Origin of the sequence: Acinetobacter sp. Q186-3 (genome assembly GCF_013420655.1) — a bacterium.
Classification (GTDB): domain Bacteria; phylum Pseudomonadota; class Gammaproteobacteria; order Pseudomonadales; family Moraxellaceae; genus Acinetobacter; species Acinetobacter indicus.
Genome location: NZ_VOXS01000002.1, coordinates 121,220 through 138,530, shown reverse-complemented (window position 1 = coordinate 138,530; position 17,311 = coordinate 121,220). Strand labels below are relative to the sequence as shown.

At 48.4% G+C, this 17,311-nt stretch carries 16 protein-coding genes; 9 read left to right on the top strand and 7 right to left on the bottom strand.

The window, feature by feature from the left end; all coding sequences use genetic code 11:
• Positions 1–243 precede the first annotated feature (243 nt).
• The 4 genes from pilB to coaE are packed head-to-tail and all read left to right on the top strand — an operon-like array spanning position 244 to position 4,686.
• Complete coding sequence (pilB, locus tag FTT64_RS02395; RefSeq protein ID WP_016659655.1) at positions 244–1,950, top strand: type IV-A pilus assembly ATPase PilB; 1,707 nt, start codon at positions 244–246, stop codon at positions 1,948–1,950.
• 30 nt (positions 1,951–1,980) lie between these two features.
• Complete coding sequence (locus FTT64_RS02390) at positions 1,981–3,207, top strand: type II secretion system F family protein (protein WP_016659656.1); 1,227 nt, start codon at positions 1,981–1,983, stop codon at positions 3,205–3,207.
• Positions 3,207–4,067, top strand: a complete 861-nt coding sequence (locus FTT64_RS02385) for an A24 family peptidase (protein ID WP_005181774.1) — start codon at positions 3,207–3,209, stop codon at positions 4,065–4,067. Before FTT64_RS02390 ends, FTT64_RS02385 begins: the two co-directional genes overlap by 1 nt.
• A 10-nt stretch (positions 4,068–4,077) precedes the next feature.
• The gene (gene coaE / locus FTT64_RS02380; protein ID WP_005181773.1) at positions 4,078–4,686 is read left to right on the top strand and encodes a dephospho-CoA kinase; all 609 of its coding nucleotides are present in this window, start codon (positions 4,078–4,080) and stop codon (positions 4,684–4,686) included.
• On the opposite strand, the gene FTT64_RS02375 is transcribed toward coaE, so the two are convergent.
• The 3 genes from FTT64_RS02375 to FTT64_RS02365 form a co-directional block, all read right to left on the bottom strand.
• Positions 4,683–5,603, bottom strand: a complete 921-nt coding sequence (locus tag FTT64_RS02375) for a DMT family transporter (protein WP_168396667.1) — start codon at positions 5,601–5,603, stop codon at positions 4,683–4,685. The two genes, coaE and FTT64_RS02375, sit on opposite strands and share 4 nt — an antisense overlap.
• 17 nt (positions 5,604–5,620) lie before the next feature.
• Positions 5,621–6,373: a 23S rRNA (guanosine(2251)-2'-O)-methyltransferase RlmB gene (gene rlmB / locus FTT64_RS02370; RefSeq protein ID WP_005181769.1), complete on the bottom strand. Its 753-nt coding sequence runs from the start codon at positions 6,371–6,373 to the stop codon at positions 5,621–5,623.
• Positions 6,374–6,478: 105 nt separating this feature from the next.
• The gene (locus FTT64_RS02365; protein WP_005181767.1) at positions 6,479–6,802 is read right to left on the bottom strand and encodes a pyrimidine/purine nucleoside phosphorylase; all 324 of its coding nucleotides are present in this window, start codon (positions 6,800–6,802) and stop codon (positions 6,479–6,481) included.
• A 711-nt stretch (positions 6,803–7,513) separates the two neighbouring features.
• Here FTT64_RS02365 and recN point away from each other — a divergent pair.
• From recN to FTT64_RS02345, 4 genes are all read left to right on the top strand, one after another.
• Positions 7,514–9,178 carry a DNA repair protein RecN gene (gene recN, locus FTT64_RS02360; protein ID WP_168396666.1) on the top strand — a complete coding sequence of 555 codons (1,665 nt, stop codon included), beginning with the start codon at positions 7,514–7,516 and terminating at the stop codon, positions 9,176–9,178.
• A gap of 109 nt (positions 9,179–9,287) precedes the next feature.
• Positions 9,288–9,842 carry a YqgE/AlgH family protein gene (locus tag FTT64_RS02355; RefSeq protein ID WP_005181761.1) on the top strand — a complete coding sequence of 185 codons (555 nt, stop codon included), beginning with the start codon at positions 9,288–9,290 and terminating at the stop codon, positions 9,840–9,842.
• On the top strand, positions 9,835–10,275 hold the full coding sequence (gene ruvX, locus FTT64_RS02350; protein WP_005181760.1) for a Holliday junction resolvase RuvX: 441 nt from the start codon (positions 9,835–9,837) through the stop codon (positions 10,273–10,275). Before FTT64_RS02355 ends, ruvX begins: the two co-directional genes overlap by 8 nt.
• A 119-nt stretch (positions 10,276–10,394) precedes the next feature.
• Entirely contained in the window at positions 10,395–11,162 is a 768-nt protein-coding gene (locus FTT64_RS02345) for an IclR family transcriptional regulator (RefSeq protein ID WP_005181757.1), read from the top strand.
• A gap of 85 nt (positions 11,163–11,247) precedes the next feature.
• On the opposite strand, the gene FTT64_RS02340 is transcribed toward FTT64_RS02345, so the two are convergent.
• Positions 11,248–11,871, bottom strand: coding sequence for an alpha-ketoglutarate-dependent dioxygenase AlkB (locus FTT64_RS02340; RefSeq protein WP_168396665.1), 624 nt, complete (start codon positions 11,869–11,871; stop codon positions 11,248–11,250).
• Between the two features lie 137 nt (positions 11,872–12,008).
• On the opposite strand from FTT64_RS02340, the gene FTT64_RS02335 reads away from it, so the two are divergent.
• On the top strand, positions 12,009–13,811 hold the full coding sequence (locus tag FTT64_RS02335; protein WP_005181751.1) for an ABC transporter ATP-binding protein: 1,803 nt from the start codon (positions 12,009–12,011) through the stop codon (positions 13,809–13,811).
• 82 nt (positions 13,812–13,893) lie between these two features.
• Here the strand turns inward: FTT64_RS02335 and pgsA are convergent, their stop codons facing one another.
• The 3 genes from pgsA to uvrC all read right to left on the bottom strand — a co-directional run bounded on the left by pgsA (position 13,894) and on the right by uvrC (position 17,298).
• Complete coding sequence (gene pgsA / locus FTT64_RS02330) at positions 13,894–14,481, bottom strand: CDP-diacylglycerol--glycerol-3-phosphate 3-phosphatidyltransferase (protein WP_034598126.1); 588 nt, start codon at positions 14,479–14,481, stop codon at positions 13,894–13,896.
• Positions 14,482–14,589: 108 nt separating this feature from the next.
• Entirely contained in the window at positions 14,590–15,384 is a 795-nt protein-coding gene (locus FTT64_RS02325; protein ID WP_168383612.1) for a thioesterase family protein, read from the bottom strand.
• 114 nt (positions 15,385–15,498) lie between these two features.
• Entirely contained in the window at positions 15,499–17,298 is a 1,800-nt protein-coding gene (uvrC, locus tag FTT64_RS02320) for an excinuclease ABC subunit UvrC (RefSeq protein ID WP_005181732.1), read from the bottom strand.
• Positions 17,299–17,311: the final 13 nt, after the last annotated feature.

The following is a 17,311-nucleotide window of genomic DNA, read 5'->3' as shown; positions in this document are numbered from 1 at the left end:
ACGTAAATCGATTCAGGACAGAACAATTTGTTGCGGCATTTTTAGATTTGCAGTCTAAATAGGCCCATCTGAACATCGGCTTAACAAAAATCTTTGCCGATTAATTGCGACTGGTTCATGCTTTTAGGGGATACTTAGGTGGTGACATCATTTTCAGATATGGTATTTTTATGCAACAAAAGTATAATTTTGTGATACCAATTATAAACAAACTTTTTTGATTTTTTTTAAGGACGTTGGGGAATGTCAGTACAACAAGCAATGCCTAGATTTACAGGTTTTATTCGGCGACTGGTCGAAGAAGGGCTTGTGACGGCTGAAAATATGCAGCAAGCCATTGTCGCGGCGAAAAAAGCCGAGACCGATATTGTGCCGTATTTAATTCAGCAGTTGCAGATTTCACCGCTGACCATTGCTGAAAAAATTTCCTATGAATTTGGTGAACCGATTTTTGACTTGGCGGTGTACGATTCGCGTCTGATTGTACGTGAAGGTCTGGATGAAAAACTGTTCACCAAATACCGAATTCTGCCCATTTTCCGACGTCACAATCAGCTTTATATTGCTACCAGTAACCCAACCAATATCGAAGCCATTGATGCGATCCGCTTTAACAGCAAGCTGAATATTGAAGTGGTGATTGTTGAGCATGACAAGCTGGAACGGCTGATTGAACAGAACTTTACCGAAGACAGCACCTTTGACTTTGATGAAGACTTTGATCTAGAAGTTGGCGACAACGCTCCCGAAACACAAGAAGATAACGATGAGCCACAAGGCGATGAAGCCCCAATCGTCAAATATATTAACAAGTTACTGGTCGATGCAATCCGTATGGGTGCCTCGGATTTACACTTCGAGCCTTATGAAAAAAGCTACCGGGTCCGTTACCGGATTGACGGCGTACTGCGCCAGATTGCCAATCCTCCGTTACAGCTGGCCACACGCCTCGCCTCACGTTTAAAAGTTATGTCACAAATGGACATCTCGGAAAAACGTATTCCGCAGGATGGCCGGATCAAGCTCAAGCTGTCAAAAAACAAAGCCATCGACTTCCGTGTCAACTCATTGCCGACCCTGTTTGGAGAAAAAATCGTACTGCGTATCCTCGATCCATCTAGCGCCATGCTGGGGATTGATGCACTTGGTTATGAACCGGAGCAAAAAGAGCTGTTTATGGAGGCGCTGGACAAACCACAAGGCATGTTGCTGATCACCGGCCCGACCGGTTCCGGTAAAACCGTATCTTTATATACCGGCTTAAACATTCTCAACCGCGAAGACACCAATATTTCTACCGCCGAAGATCCGGTGGAAATTAACCTGGAAGGCATCAATCAGGTCAACGTCAACCCGAAAGTGGGTCTGACCTTTGCCGCAGCACTAAAATCATTCCTGCGCCAGGATCCAGATATTGTCATGGTCGGTGAGATCCGTGATCTGGAAACTGCAGAAATTGCCATTAAAGCCGCACAAACCGGTCACATGGTCATGTCGACGCTGCACACCAACAGTGCACCCGAAACCCTGACCCGTTTACGCAACATGGGCGTCCCCTCATTTAACATCGCCACCTCGGTGAACCTGGTGATTGCCCAGCGTCTGGCACGTCGTCTCTGCCAGAAATGCAAGGCCCCGGTGGAGATTCCACGCCAGAGCCTCTTGGAACTCGGTTTTACCGAAGAAGATTTAAACCAGCCAGAGTTCCAGCTGTATCAGCCGGTTGGCTGCCCGGAATGTCGTGAAGGTTATAAAGGCCGTGTCGGGGTCTATGAAGTAATGAAAGTCACCCCGGAAATCTCACGCATTATTATGGAAGATGGCAATGCCTTGCAAATTGCAGCAGCCTCGGCAAAATCCGGGTTTAACAATTTACGCCGTTCAGGATTAATCAAGGTCATGCAGGGGGTCACTTCTTTACAGGAAGTGAATCGTGTGACCAGCGAATAGATGAAGCATTTAAAATAAGGATAAACACGCATGGCTGTCAAAAAAGCACAGATGATGCCCACCTTTATTTATGAAGGGATTGACCGCAAAGGGGCAAAACTTAAAGGGGAACTGCCAGCACGTAATATGGCGCTGGCCAAGGTCACGTTGCGCAAGCAAGGGATCACCATCAAAACCATCCGCCAGAAGAAGAAAAATATTCTTGAAGGCTTGATGAAGAAAAAAGTCTCGACCCTGGACATCACGATTTTTACCCGCCAGCTGGCGACCATGATGAAAGCCGGTGTACCGCTGGTGCAAAGCTTTGAAATTGTGGCTGAAGGTCTGGAAAACCCGGCCATGCGTGAAGTGGTATTGGGGATTAAAGGCGAAGTCGAAGGGGGCAATACCTTTGCTGGTGCACTGCGTAAATATCCGCAACATTTCGATAATCTGTTTTGCTCGCTGGTTGAATCGGGTGAACAGTCGGGTGCTCTAGAAACTATGCTGGACCGGGTAGCGATCTATAAAGAAAAGAGCGAATTACTCAAACAAAAAATCAAGAAAGCCATGAAATACCCGGCAACGGTGATTGTGGTGGCGGTGATTGTCACCATTATCCTGATGGTCAAAGTGGTACCGGTGTTTGAAGAACTCTTCACCTCTTTTGGTGCCGACTTACCAGCCTTCACCAAAATGGTGGTGAATATGTCGCAGTGGACCCAGAAATACTGGTTTGTGCTGATTATTGTGGTCGGCTTTGCGATTGCAGCTTTTCTGGAAGCCAAGAAACGCAGCAAGAAATTCCGTGACCTGCTGGACAAAGCCGCCCTGAGAGCACCAATTTTTGGTGATCTGGTGTATAAGGCGATTATCGCGCGTTATAGTCGTACCCTGGCCACCACCTTTGCTGCCGGTGTTCCCTTAATTGATGCACTGGAATCTACTGCCGGCGCCACCAACAACGTGGTTTATGAAGAAGCAGTAATGAAAATCCGTGAAGATGTCGCCACCGGTCAGCAGTTGCAGTTTGCCATGCGGGTCACGGATAAATTCCCATCCATGGCCGTGCAGATGGTTGCGATTGGTGAAGAATCCGGTGCGCTGGATGCGATGCTGGATAAAGTCGCTACTCACTACGAAAACGAAGTCGATAACGCCGTCGATGGCTTAACCTCGATGATGGAACCACTGATTATGGCCGTTCTCGGGATTCTGGTCGGCGGTCTGGTGGTCGCGATGTATCTCCCAATCTTCCAAATGGGCTCTGTGGTTTAATGCAAGAATTCATTCATTATCTGATTCAACACCCAACTGCGCTGTATTTCGTAGTTGGGATTTTTAGTTTATGTATTGGCAGTTTTCTGAATGTGGTGATTTACCGCACGCCAAAAATGATGGAACAGGAATGGCGCAATGACTGTCAAATGCTGCTGCATCCTGAACAGGCCATCATTGATGAAAGCAAAATCAGCCTCAGTCAGCCAGCCTCGACCTGTCCGAAATGCCACAGCCCGATTCGCTGGTATCAGAATATTCCAGTAATCAGCTGGCTGCTTCTACGTGGCAAATGTGGCCAATGCCAAAACCCGATCAGTATTCGTTATCCTTTTATTGAACTGCTGACCGCAGTGTGTGCCTTAACCGTAGTCGCGGTTTTTGGCCCGACCCTGCAAATGCTGTTTGGCCTGGTGTTGACCTATGTGTTAATTGCCCTGACCTTTATTGATTTTGACACCCAGCTGCTGCCTGACCGCTATACCCTCCCCCTGGCTGCACTCGGCTTGGGGGTGAACAGCTATGCCCTGTACACCTCCGCTAGCTCTGCCATTTGGGGATATATCATTGGCTTTTTATGTCTGTGGGTGGTGTATTACCTGTTTAAGCTGGTGACTGGCAAAGAAGGTATGGGCTATGGCGATTTTAAATTGCTGGCCGCCTTAGGTGCCTGGATGGGCCCGCTGATGCTGCCGCTGATTGTGTTGCTATCTTCTCTGGTTGGTGCAATCATTGGCATTATTTTGCTGAAAATCCGCAAAGAGAACCAGCCTTTTGCCTTTGGCCCTTATATTGCCATTGCCGGCTGGATCGCCTTTTTGTGGGGTGATGCAATCATGAAGCTTTATTTAGGTCAATAAGGACAACAGGATGACATTTGTTTTGGGTTTAACTGGCGGCATTGGCAGCGGCAAATCGGCAGCAAGTCACTGGTTTGAAACTCAAGGCATTGTGGTGGTCGATGCAGATGTGGTGGCACGTGAAGTGGTTGAGCCAGGCCAGCCGGCCCTGACCCAGATTCATCAGGCCTTTGGCGACTGGGTCCTGCTCAATGGCGAGCTCAACCGCCGTGCCTTACGCGAGCATATTTTTAAAGAACCGGCAGCACGCAAAACCCTGGAAGCGATTACCCATCCGGCCATTCGCCAGTCGATCATCCAGCAGTTACAGGCAGCCCGCAGTGCCTATGTGGTGCTGGTGTCTCCACTGTTATTTGAAAGCAACCAGCATGAACTGACCCAGCGCAACCTGTTAATTGATGCCTCTGAAGAACTGCAGATTCAACGCGCCTCACAACGCGATGGACAAAGTATCGAACAAATTCGCAAGATTATTCAGGTACAGATGTCACGCGCAGACAAACGCCAGCGGGCAGATGATATTGTGCTGAATGATGGTCATCTGGAGCATCTCTATGCCCAGCTTCAACCCTTACATCAACACTATCTGACTTTGGCGCAACAGCAGCAGTCGGTTTAAGACGGCTTGTTTTGTCGTTCGATTTGCTGGCTTAAGCTGTCTTTCCGGCCCCACCAGCGCCAAGGCTGTAACGCCCCAATGCCCATACCAAGCAGACCACAAACAATCGCCAGGCTCAATGGCTCATTCAGTAACGGTACCGCCAGAATAGCGGCAATAAACGGTGCCAAGGTCACAATACTGCCAGCCTTAAAAGCACCTAAACGCTTAATCGCTTCGACATAGCTGAGCGTGGCAATAATCACCACAAAAATTCCATGAAACAGGGTCTGACCAATTAAATGCAGTGGTTCAGGACCACTCAGGTTTTTCGGAAAAAATAGCCAATAAATAGGTACATACACCAAAGCTGACCAGATGGCTACACTGGCCATAGAATGCCAGGCCGACAGCTTCCATTGCCGCAACAGCACCGTAAAGACGCCCCACCACAAGGCACTCAGGAAAAACAGCAGATCGCCAAAACCGAAAGTGACACCGGTTTCCTGATACATCAGCAGACTCATGGCAGCAATCGCCAGCAGCATGATCAATACACTAATCCAGGTATGCCGGTCAAAGGGCTGTCGAAACAGCAACCAGGCCGCCAGTGCAGTACATAAGGGAATACAGCCATTCAAGAAAATCGCCGCATGCGCCGCTGGCACAAAATGAAATGCACTATAAGCCGTCAGGCAGTAACCGACACCGCCAATCATCGCCAGGATAAAGGACTGTCGGGTCCATAAAAATGCCGTATCTTTGCGATATAGCAAAACCGGCATCAGCAGGCAAAAGGCCAGCATAAAACGCAAGGCCACCAGATCCCAAGCACTAATGCCCCACAGGGCACTTAAACGGGTACTCAGGGTAAAGCCACCCCAAATACACATGGTGATGGCCAGTAACAGATAGCCTTGCTGGCGTGCGTTGATCATTAAGATGGAAAGAGCGCTTAAGCCGGTTGACGCTGACGGCAGGCTTCATACAGCGCCATGCCGGTGGCCACACTAACATTCAGACTTTGCAGATTGCCCATCATCGGGATATACACGGTTTGATCACACTGCGACTGGGTGATTGGGCGCAAACCGGTATCTTCGGCTCCCATCACCACACACACCGCCGTACCGGTGAAGTCAAACTTCTGGATCGGCAAGGCTTTTTCATCCAGCATGGTGCCGACCACGCGCACATTAAACTGCTCTTTGATTTGCCCCAAAGTACGGGCCAGATTGGTAACCTGAATAAATTTAACTTTCTCGGCGCCACCAGCAGCCACTTTACGCGCCGTTGGGGTCAGGCTAGCTGAACGGTCACGCGGTACAATCACCGCTTCTACACCCATGGCTGCTGCCGTACGGATACAGGCGCCCAGATTATGCGGATCGGTGACCTGATCCAGAGCCAGTAACAGTGGCTGATTGGACTGCTGCAACAGCTGTTCCAAATCTTTTTCATTTAAGGTTGGATGCGGACGCACCGCAGCCACCACGCCCTGATGAAATGGCAAACCGGCCAGTTTTTCCAGGCTGTCACGACTGGCTTTTTGTACGCTAATACCAAACGGCTCTGCCAGTTCCAGAATACGCTGTAAACGCTGGTCATCACGACCTTTGAGGGTAAACAGGGTTAATACACGCTCCGGTTCAAGTTCTAACAATGACTCTACCGAATGAACGCCATAATAATATTCTGGTTTTGCCATGAATGACCTCAACGCTGTGCTGTAAATCCAAAAGAAAAATCCTGCAAAGGAAACTTTACAGGATTTCTGTGTCGGCCTAGTTTAACCGATTTGGGCTAAAAATGCTTAGCCTTCTAAATGACAAACGTAGTCCAGTACATCATCAGTTTCAATCTTAAAACGGCTGTTGCCCGGTACATAAAAAGACTGACCAGCGCGGAAAAGCTCACTTTCTTCACTATCGGCGATTTGCACACGACATTCACCTGAAATAATTTCCATCCGTTCAGGAACATGCGTTTCGAAAGTTAAGGCTTGTTCAGTCGGTAAAATCACACCCAGCGTCTTTTTGGTGCCATCTTCAAATTGCACCGTATGACTAATGCAGAGCCCGCCAAAATAAACATTGGATTTTTTTACCACTGATACATGATCAAACTGAGCTGACATGCGTATTCTCCAGCTAACGCGTTTTTATATTTTATGATTGAGGTAGTGTAATGCTGCCTACTGAACTAATCAATCAATCTTCATCTAAGGTAAATCACTCTATTTCCTGTCGTTTCAGGCAAGTCATTTTGCCTGGCACGCGAATAAATTCACCTCATTTTTGCGAGAGTCTAAATCAACTTTCAGGCAAGTACAAATACCTTTTAATCGCAGATGAACTAAAGTTCAACGCCCCCATTGCACTCTCCGACCATCTGTATTTTCAGCCTGACAAATCCTGCGCCGAACTGGTTCAATTCGGGTTATGCATCTGACTGATTTTCATCTGAATCTCTAAATATAGTGAGCACTTTTCTGCTCGTTTTCAGCTTGTCTGATAATCATAAAAAATTTGATGATTGGCAGATAAAGTTATGCAACATTCTGCCGACGCTGTATTGCAAGCACATGAAACTGGACACAGTTTTCTGTTTCAGATGAAGATAACAGCTGATCTTTCGATTGCAACAGTAGCGACTTGATCTACATGGTGGATATAGAACCTCTGCTCACAGCATGCCGCTGAATATTCTGTACCGAGAAGTTTTATTTTTCTGCAAAAATTAAGCTAGAATGATTGTGTTTTTTCAGTTGCTTAAAATAAAGGGCGATGCTTTGCACTGCCCAACCTGACACTCTTCAACTCAAACTTTTCGCAGCCTGGATGCGTTTATGCTGACACATTTAACCCTGATCAATTTTGCCTTAGCCGACCGTTTAGCCATTGATATTGAATCTGGTTTTAACGTCCTGACCGGGGAAACAGGTGCCGGAAAATCATTATTGCTGGATGCACTTTCGGCCTGTCTAGGCGAACGCACCGACACCAATTATGTTCGTTATGGCGCAGACAAGGCCGATGTCACTGCCACCTTCAGCTATCATGACGGTAGTCCAGAAGCCGAGTGGCTAAAACAGCAGGAACTGGATGATGAATCGGGCGAAATTCATTTACGCCGGGTAATTTTCGCCACCGGACGCAGCAAGGCCTGGATTAACGGCCGTCCGAGCAGTCTGTCTGAGCTCAAAGAAATTGGCCGTTTGCTGGTGCAGCTGTATAGCCAGCACAGCCAGCAGCAGCTCTTAGAACCGCCTTATCCAAAACACTGGCTGGATCGTTATAGCAATTTTTATGCGCCAGCCCAGGCCGTACGCGATGCCTATAGCCAGTGGCAAAAAGATATTCGCCAGCATCAGGCGGCTTTGGATGCCCAGGCGACGCGTAAACAGCGCATCGACACACTGGAATTGCAGCTGGAAGAATTAGAAGAAGTGGTCCAGGTCGATTATGCCGATATTGAACAGGAATTTGATCGCTTAAGCCATCATGAAGCGATTATGCAGGATTGTGCCTATAGTCTGAACGGGCTGGATGAAGCAGAGCCAAACCTGAGCCAGGAACTGTCCTCGATTTTACGGCGTCTGGAAAGCCATGCCGGCCGCAGTGAACAGCTGTCAGAAATTTATACTTCCCTGCTGAATGCGCAAAGTGAAATTGAAGATGCCACCGCCAGTTTGCGTCATTTTATTGACCGGCAGAGTTTCGATCCGGAGCGGATGGAAGAACTGAATTCCAAACTGGAAATTTTCCATCGTCTGGCCCGTAAATATCGCACCCAGCCAGAATTATTAAAAACCGAATATGACAACTGGCAGGCCGAGCTGGAACAGCTGCATCAGCTGGAAGATCCGGAAACCTTGGCCGAACAGGTCGAAGTGTCCTATCAGGACTTTTTGTCCAAGGCCGAACATTTAGACCAGATTCGACGTGAAGCTGCCGGACCTTTGGCCAAACAGCTGACCGAACAGGTGAAACAGCTGGCCTTACCAGAAGCACATTTTGAATTTAAATTTGAGCCTTTAGAGCAGCCATCGAGTGAAGGCTTAAGCTTTATCCAGCTGCTGTTTACAGCCAATAAAGGCATTCCAGCACAACCACTGGCGCGTGTCGCTTCGGGCGGTGAACTGTCGCGTATTGCGCTGGTGATGCAGGTCATGAATGCTGAAAAAACCGAAGCAGAAGTGCTGGTGTTTGACGAAATTGATGTCGGGATTAGTGGTGGTACGGCGGAAATTGTGGGTCGTTTACTGGCCGGTCTGGGACAGCATGTACAAATTCTGTGTATTACCCATCAGGCGCAGGTTGCGGCTCAATCCGACCAGCACCTGCTGGTGAAAAAACAGCAGACCGATCCGGCCAGCAGTACTATTTTAATGCTGCAAGAAGAAGAGCGGATTCTGGAACTGGCGCGGATGACCGGTGGCGTCGAAATTAGCGAAACCACCTTGCAGCATGCCAAGCAGTTGCGTCAGCTCAAGTTTCAATCTGGCGCATAAAATCACTGAAAAACCACAAAAAATGTTTGGTGAAATAGCAATCCTCTTGTAACGTGATGATTAAGACCTATATCTATATCAGAACATACATTTTAGGAGAAAGGCTTAGGTGACCAAACAATATCTGACACATCGCTGTCTTATTGCGCCACCCGAGATAAATGATGACTTTTTTGCGAATACTGTCATTTATTTGGCGCGTCATGATGAAGACGGGGCGCAAGGCATTATTCTCAATCGTCCGGCAGGGATTCAAATTAAAGAGTTACTGAATGATCTGGATATTGAAGCCGATCATGTCCATCCACATGAAGTATTGCAAGGCGGGCCGCTGCGTCCGGAAGCCGGATTTGTGCTGCATACTGGCCAGCCAACTTGGCATTCATCCATTGCGGTTGGTGAAAATGTCTGTATTACCACTTCCAAAGATATTCTGGATGCTATTGCCCATAACGAAGGCGTAGGCCGTTACCAGATTGCCCTCGGCTATGCCAGCTGGAGTAAAAACCAGCTGGAAGAAGAAATTTCGCGTGGTGACTGGCTGATCTGCGATTCAGATATGGATCTGATTTTTAATCTGCCCTATAGCGACCGTTGGGATGCCGCCTACCGGAAAATCGGAATTGACCGCACCTGGCTTGCATCAGAGATTGGCCATGCCTGAGTCTGCTGCACACATGATTATGGCCTTCGATTTTGGCACCCAGAAAATGGGCATGGCGGTGGGTCAATCCCTGATCGAAAGCGCCACGCCGCTGGCCCTGTTTCCCATGAAAGATGGTATTCCAAACTGGGATGAACTGCTGAAACTGGTGAAACAGTATCAGCCAAATTTATTTCTGGTTGGCTTGCCACTGAACATGGATGATAGCGAGTCAGAGCTGTCGACCCGGGCGCGCAAGTTTGCCCGACGTTTACGTCATCAGACCAATATCGAAACCCTGATGGTGGACGAGCGTTTGACCACGCGTGAAGCCCGTGATGAACTGGATCATTATCAGGCTCAGGGACGCGGTAAAAAAATTGCCGCCGACAGTATTGCGGCCGCCCTGTTCATTGAAAGCTGGTATCGTTATCCGCAAGGCGTCCAGCCTTAAAATCTCGCTGTTGACGTCCAAATCCCCTTTCTCTTGGTTTTCAGCTCAATCCGGTCTGTTATGATAGTCAGTACCGGATTTTTTCATTGATCTTTTTTTACGTTGTAGAGTAATCGCTGATGGCAATATCGAGTTTTGGCAAAATTTTGATGGTTCTGAATTTATTTTCAGTGTCACGTCCGGTGATTAATGTCGATATGATCAGTGAAGAACTAGGCCTGTCCAAACCGACCAGCTACCGCTATTTAAAAGAACTGGTTTCGGCCGAATTATTGCAGCGTTTAAGTGGGACTTCGGGCGATTACACCCTCGGCTCGAAAATTGCAGTGCTGGATTATATTTCCCGCACCACCGATCCACTGGTGCAAATCAGCATTCCGTTTATGCAGGATATTGTGCAGCGTACCGAATTTTGCTGCGTACTGACCTATCTGAATCAGGATGCCTGTATCGACCTGCATGATGAAGTATTCCAGCATATGAATCTGCTGTCCTATGGCCGCGGCTGCCCACGTCCGGTGTATATGGGTTCGTCACCGAAAATCATGCTGGCGCATTTACCAAAACAGAAAATGCTGAATTATTATCAGCGTTTTGCCGTGCAGTTCCGTCAGTCCGGTTTTGCCCAGGATGAAGCCGAGTTCATCAGCAAAATGAAAAAGATCAAAAAACAGGGCTATTACTATTCTAGTGGTGAACTGGAACCGCAACTGGCCGGCTTGTCGGTGCCGATCAGACTCTCCAATAAAACAGCACCATTCACCCTGACCTTACTGGCCTCCAAAAACCGCTTTGAATTTGTCAATGTCGAAAAGCTGATTGCCATTTTGCAGGAAAATGCCGCGCTGATTGAACAGAAAGTTGAAAGTCTGAATCCACACGCTTAACTTGATCTTTATCAAAATACAGCTGTTAAGATCAGCGTGGTGAGATAAATCTCTGCCCTGCCCGGCCTTTGGATCACAACCAGCATTAGAGTGGATAAAAATAGCGAAAGGTTAAATTAATTCGCGGCGTCACCACACGGCTGGATTTGGGCAGGCTGTGCTTCCAGTAGCGCTGGGTCTGCCCACGCATCACAATTAATTGACCACTCTGTAGCAGCAGCTCGACTTTTGCTGCGCTGTATTTGTGCTTAAAGCTAAATTTACGGGTTGCACCCAGACTTAAAGAAGCAATCACCGTTTCTGCACCCGGAGATGCGACCAGACTCGGTTCATCATCACTGTGCCAGCCCAGTCCCTGACTGCCATCTGCATATAAATTGGCTAAACAGGAATTAAATGGATGTCCCACGATCTGTTCAATCTGCTGTTTTAACTGCCACAAAGCCGGATGCCAACGCTGCGCCTGCTTCAAACTGCCCGAATAACGATACTGATAATACTCATCACCATACCAGGCAATTTTCCGCGCGGTGACATAATGTTTGCCAAATAAGGTGACTTCATCGGCTTGCCAGGCCAGCTGCTGTAAACATTGCTGCAAGTAAGCGTGACTGTCCTCAGCGGACAGAATCAGCCCATAATCCTGCACGATCCCCTCATAGGGCAACAGATTCTGCCGCGGCTCGGGCGGAAACAGTTCCAGATTCATTGTGGCGTTTTCCTGCGAAGCGGAACTTCAGTTTAAACCCAAAACGGCTTCACAAATCAAAACATTCTCTGTGCTTGTGAGCCACGCCAAATCGACATAGACTGAAAAACAGGTTTTAGAATAAAAAATAATTGCTTATGAACTTATGGCAGCTCTTTCAGAAGCTCAAGCCCTTTGTGCGGCCGTATCGGCTGCTGGTGATTGCCACGCTGATTCTGACTTTAATTGGTTCTCTGACCGCACAGGTCAATGCCCTGACCCTGCAATATGCCGTCGACAGCATTAACCGGCTGGTAGAAGCCGGTCAGGGGCTGGCTGAAGGCTGGCAGATTCTGATAACCATTAGCGCCATTTTACTGGGCAAGGAAATCATTAATGCCTTTGTCCAATTCGGGCAGAAATTTTATGGTGAAAAACTGCGGATTTTTGTGTCGCAGGATTTGGCTCAAGGCATTATTGAGAAGTTCCTGACTTACCGGCTGGCGTTTTTTAATCAGGATAACAATCAGGCCGGCAAGCTGCAAACCCGGATTGACCGCGGCATTGGCTCCCTCACCCGGCTGGTACAAATCTTTTTTATTGATATTTTACCGTTATTTACCAGCGCGATTATTGCCTTAGGGCTGATGTACTGGGCCAATTTCTATGTCGGACTGGTGGCCTCGGCCATTGTGCCCATTTACTTCTGGCTGACCTATAAACAGGCCCAGAAACTTGGCAGCTGGCGCCGCAATTTACGTGATGGCCGCGAACGGAAAAGCCAGGGTATTCTGAGTATTATCAACTCGATTACCGTGATCAAATCCTTTAACCGGGAACATATCGAATCGGACAAACAGCTAAAACTGCAAAAGGAACTGACCGATAACCAGATGCATACCCGGCAGACCAGCTTCCTGTTTGATGGCCTGAAAACCTTTATTGAACAGATCGGAATTGTGCTGATTATTATCCTGACTGCCTATTTTGTGCTGGATGGCCAGATGAGTATCGGCATGATCATGTATCACGTGCTACTGTTTAATAACGTGTCGGCACCAATCCGTTCACTGCACCGGATTTATGATGAAGTGAATGATGCCATGATCTACTCGGAAAGCTTTTTCCAGATTCTGGAGGCCGATGATGAAATTGAAGCCAGCGGTGCACAAAAACCGGTAATTCGCGGGCAATTCAATTTAAGCGGGGTCGAGTTTTATTATCCGAACGGGCATCATGCCTTAAAAAATATCGAGATGTGCATTCAGCCCAACAAGATTACCGCACTGGTCGGCCTGTCCGGTGCAGGGAAATCGACCCTGATCAGCCTGCTGGATAAATTCTATGAACCACAGCAGGGCAGCATTCAGTTAGATGGAGTGGATTTAAAAGACATCGACACCCAATACCTGCGTGACCATATCGGGCTGGTGCTGCAAAAAAACCATATTTTCCAGGGCAGTATTTTTGACAATATCCGCTATGGCAAAACCGATGCTTCTCAGGAAGAAGTGATACAGGCCGCCCAGAAAGCCTCGATTCATGAGCAGATTTTGCAGCTCCCGCAAGGCTATGACAGTGATGCCCTGATGCTCTCGGGCGGTCAGCAGCAGCGGATTGCACTGGCGCGGATGTTCCTGAAAAATCCACCGATTATTTTTCTGGATGAACCAACCGCCAGTCTGGATGCCATTGCCACCGAGCAGATCAAGCAGAGTCTGGATGAAATTAAACAGGGCCGTACCGTGGTGATTATCTCACACAGTCTGTCGCAGATTATTGATGCCGATTACACCTATGTCATGAAAGAAGGCGCGATTGCCGAACACGGCGAACATGACACGCTCTACCATCAGGACGGTGTCTATAAAGAAATTTTTGATGCGATGGCCAAAAGCCTGAATATTGAAAAGATTGCCCGAACCTTTGAAGATGACGCAGAAGAAGAAACCCATAGTTAAACCGCAATCCGGTTAAAGATGAAGGAATGATTCTGTATTTTTTAATCCATAAAAAAAGCTCCTGTACAGGAGCTTTTTTGCCTTAAGGCTGTTTTAAATACGGCCAGGCGGCTTTTAAATAAATAAACATCGACCACAAAGTCAGCACCACCGCAGTATAGAGTAAGGCATAACCAAGCAATTCCAGTGGCTCCCAGTTCAGCAAGAACACGGAAATCGCAATCATCTGAAATGCAGTTTTATATTTCCCGACGGTAGAGACCGCCACGCTGGTACGCGCGCCAAGTTCTGCCATCCATTCACGCAAGGCCGACACGGTAATTTCACGTGAAATAATTACAATCGCGGCAAAGGCCATGGAAATGGTCGGCTGCCATTGCACCAAGACAATCAGGGCGGCTGCCACCATCAGTTTATCCGCCACCGGATCCAGGAAACGGCCAAAGGCTGAGGTCTGGTTTAAGGTTCGTGCCAGATAGCCATCAAACCAGTCAGTGACGGCAGCAATCACAAAAATCGCGGTCAGAATCAGATGCCGGGTCATCCCTGCATCATGATCATGGATTCCCATGGCAGGCGGCCAGTAGGCCACCAATAAAAATACGGGAATTAAGGCTATACGCGCTAAAGTTAAAATATTTGGAATGTTCAGGATTCGACCTGTTGTCATAGACACCGCCAATGCTTCCCCGTTATGCACGAGCTAAATGCACATATTTTTTGAGGGTTTATCCATCGTTAATAGGCTTCACTTTATACGAAATGGCAGAAAGTGTCACTAGGCAAAGACCGTTACGGTTTGCCGCGAAATGGCAATCAGCCGGTTTTCAGCATCCCAAAGATGTGCTGTTTCAGTAGAATAGCCATCTGCCGCATGCTCGGTAAACACTTTATATTTAAACCAATCATGCACTTGGTGGCGGATCGGATGCACATAAGTAATATGCCAGGTCAGCGAACTGGCCGGTGACAAGGTTTTAAATAAAGGCAGTACACCCGGTGGCCAAATGTCCATCAGTGTAACCAGATCGGCCACAGTAAAGTCGCGGTTGGCATGTTTTTCTGGCGTATAGCGGCACCAGCCGCCAAAATCGGACTGCTGGCTGCCGGTACACGGATAATCGCCTTCGGCCCAGCACACCTCAAACTGCTGATAACATTCCGGCATCAGCTGATGCACCGGTAAATAGTTAAGCTGCGCTGGTGCAGGATAATCCGGCGCCACCGGTTCCTGCTGTACCTGAATAGTGGACTCACGCGCCGCACCAAAGCTGGCCAGCAAGATGCTTTGTACCGCATCATCCTGCCATAAGCGCACTTCCAGCGTGGTCACCGACTTGCCCTGTCGCAAAATTTCTGCACTGATTCTGGCCCGGTCTTCCCGCACCGGCCCGACAAAGGTCACCGATGCACTGAGCAGGCGTTTATCCGGATCGGCAATCATCGAAAGGGCTTTCTGCATCATCAGTCCGGCCACCAGTCCGCCATAGATGGTTCGGCCCTGTAACCAGCCTGTTGGAATCTGAATCCATTCATCCTGCTCGATTGCGGCAAATACAGAACGCAGCGACATATATTTTCCTTTTTATTGAGTGCGCTTCATCTTGCAGCTTTTCAGTGTGGATGTGAATGGTCAATCGTATACTGGCCAGTGACTATTTTTGCCAATAGGTCAAATATGCCGGACTTATTCGTGCAGAATTTTATAGATGGTCCGCGCCATGACCTGCCCCAGTCCCGGTACCAGCATCAGGTCTTTTTCCGAGGCTTTTAGCACGCCCTGAATCCCGCCAAAATGGGTCAGCAAATCACGGCGGCGTTTCGGGCCCAGGCCGGGAATCACTTCCAGCACCGAACTGCCGCGTTTTTTATCACGTTTGGCCCGATGCCGGGTAATGGCAAAACGGTGTGCTTCATCCCGCACCTGCTGAATCAGATGCAGGGCTTTATGGTCTTCCGGCAGCTGGATTTTGCTGCCATCGGTAAAATGCAGGGTTTCCAGTCCAGGTTTACGCCCCTCGCCTTTGGACACGCCGACCATAAAGGCTTCCAGTCCCAGTTCCTGCATCACTTCCATCGCCATATGCAGCTGGCCTTTACCGCCATCAATCAGCAGTAAATCCGGCAGCATGGCTTTTTTATAGCGTCGGGTCAGGGCCTGACGCATTGCGGCATAGTCATCGCCTTCGGTAATGTCATTGATGGAAAACTGGCGATAATCGCGTTTGCGCGCACCGCCCGAATCAAACACCACACAAGACGCCACGGTCGCTTCGCCCATGGTGTGGGAAATATCAAAACATTCAATCCGGTCAATAGGACGCCCCACCACCTGCTCCAGCTGATGAAAACGCTCATTCAGCTCGAAGTGATTGGCCAGCTTGCCTTTAATCGCGTGTTGCACGTTCATTTGTGCCAGTTCTTGCCATTCGGCCCGGGTTTCGCGGACTTTGTGCTTGATCTGGACTTTCTGCTGAAACTGCTGCTGTAGCGCCTGCTCCAGCTCTTTGGCATCTGGCAGTTCCACATTCACAATCAGCTCGGCCGGTACTTCATCGGCGACCTGAAAATAGAAGTTGGCGATAAAATCGGACAGCATCTGGCCCTGATCATCTCCGAGCATATCCGGAAAATAGCTTTTCCCGCCCAGCATCTTGCCATTGCGCACATGCATAATCTGCACACAGGTCACCCCGGCCTGATAGGCAATTGCCAGAATATCGGCTTCGCCTTTGACCTTATAAATTGCCTGCTGTGCCTGTACATCGCGCAGCAAGGCCATTCGGTCCCGATAAAACACCGCTTTTTCAAATTCCAGTGCTTCAGCCGCGGCTTCCATTTTGGCAATCAGTTCCTGATTCAGTTCACGGGTATCGCCCTGTAAAAAACGGATCGAGTTCTGCACATCTTCCTGGTAGGCTTCCGGTGAAATCAGCCCGACACAAGGCGCCGAACAGCGTTTGATCTGATATTGCAGGCAGGGACGTTTGCGCTGGGAAAAATAGCTGTTTTCGCACTGGCGCACATTAAATAGCTTTTGCAGCACAATTAAGGTATCACGGGCGTTGTAGGCACTTGGATAAGGCCCGAAAAATTTACCCACCTGATGCTTGCCTTTGCCACGGCCACTGGCAATCCGCGGATAAGGCTTGTCACTGGAGACAAAAATATAGACATAAGATTTGTCATCGCGCAGCATGATGTTATACGGCGGCCGATGCAGCTTGATCAGGTTCTGTTCCAGCAGCAAGGCTTCGGTTTCAGAGCGTACCACCAGCGTTTCAATATCATAAATCCGCGCAACCAGCGCCTGGGTTTTCGGATGTTCGATGGTTTTTACGAAATAGCTGGACACGCGATTTTTAAGATTCTTGGCCTTGCCCACATATAACAGTTCCCCATCTTTACCCAGCATGCGGTAAATACCGGGCAAGGTGGTCATATTGGCCAGAATTTTGACAATATGTTCGCGTGCGTTTTCGTTCACATTCAGCCTATTT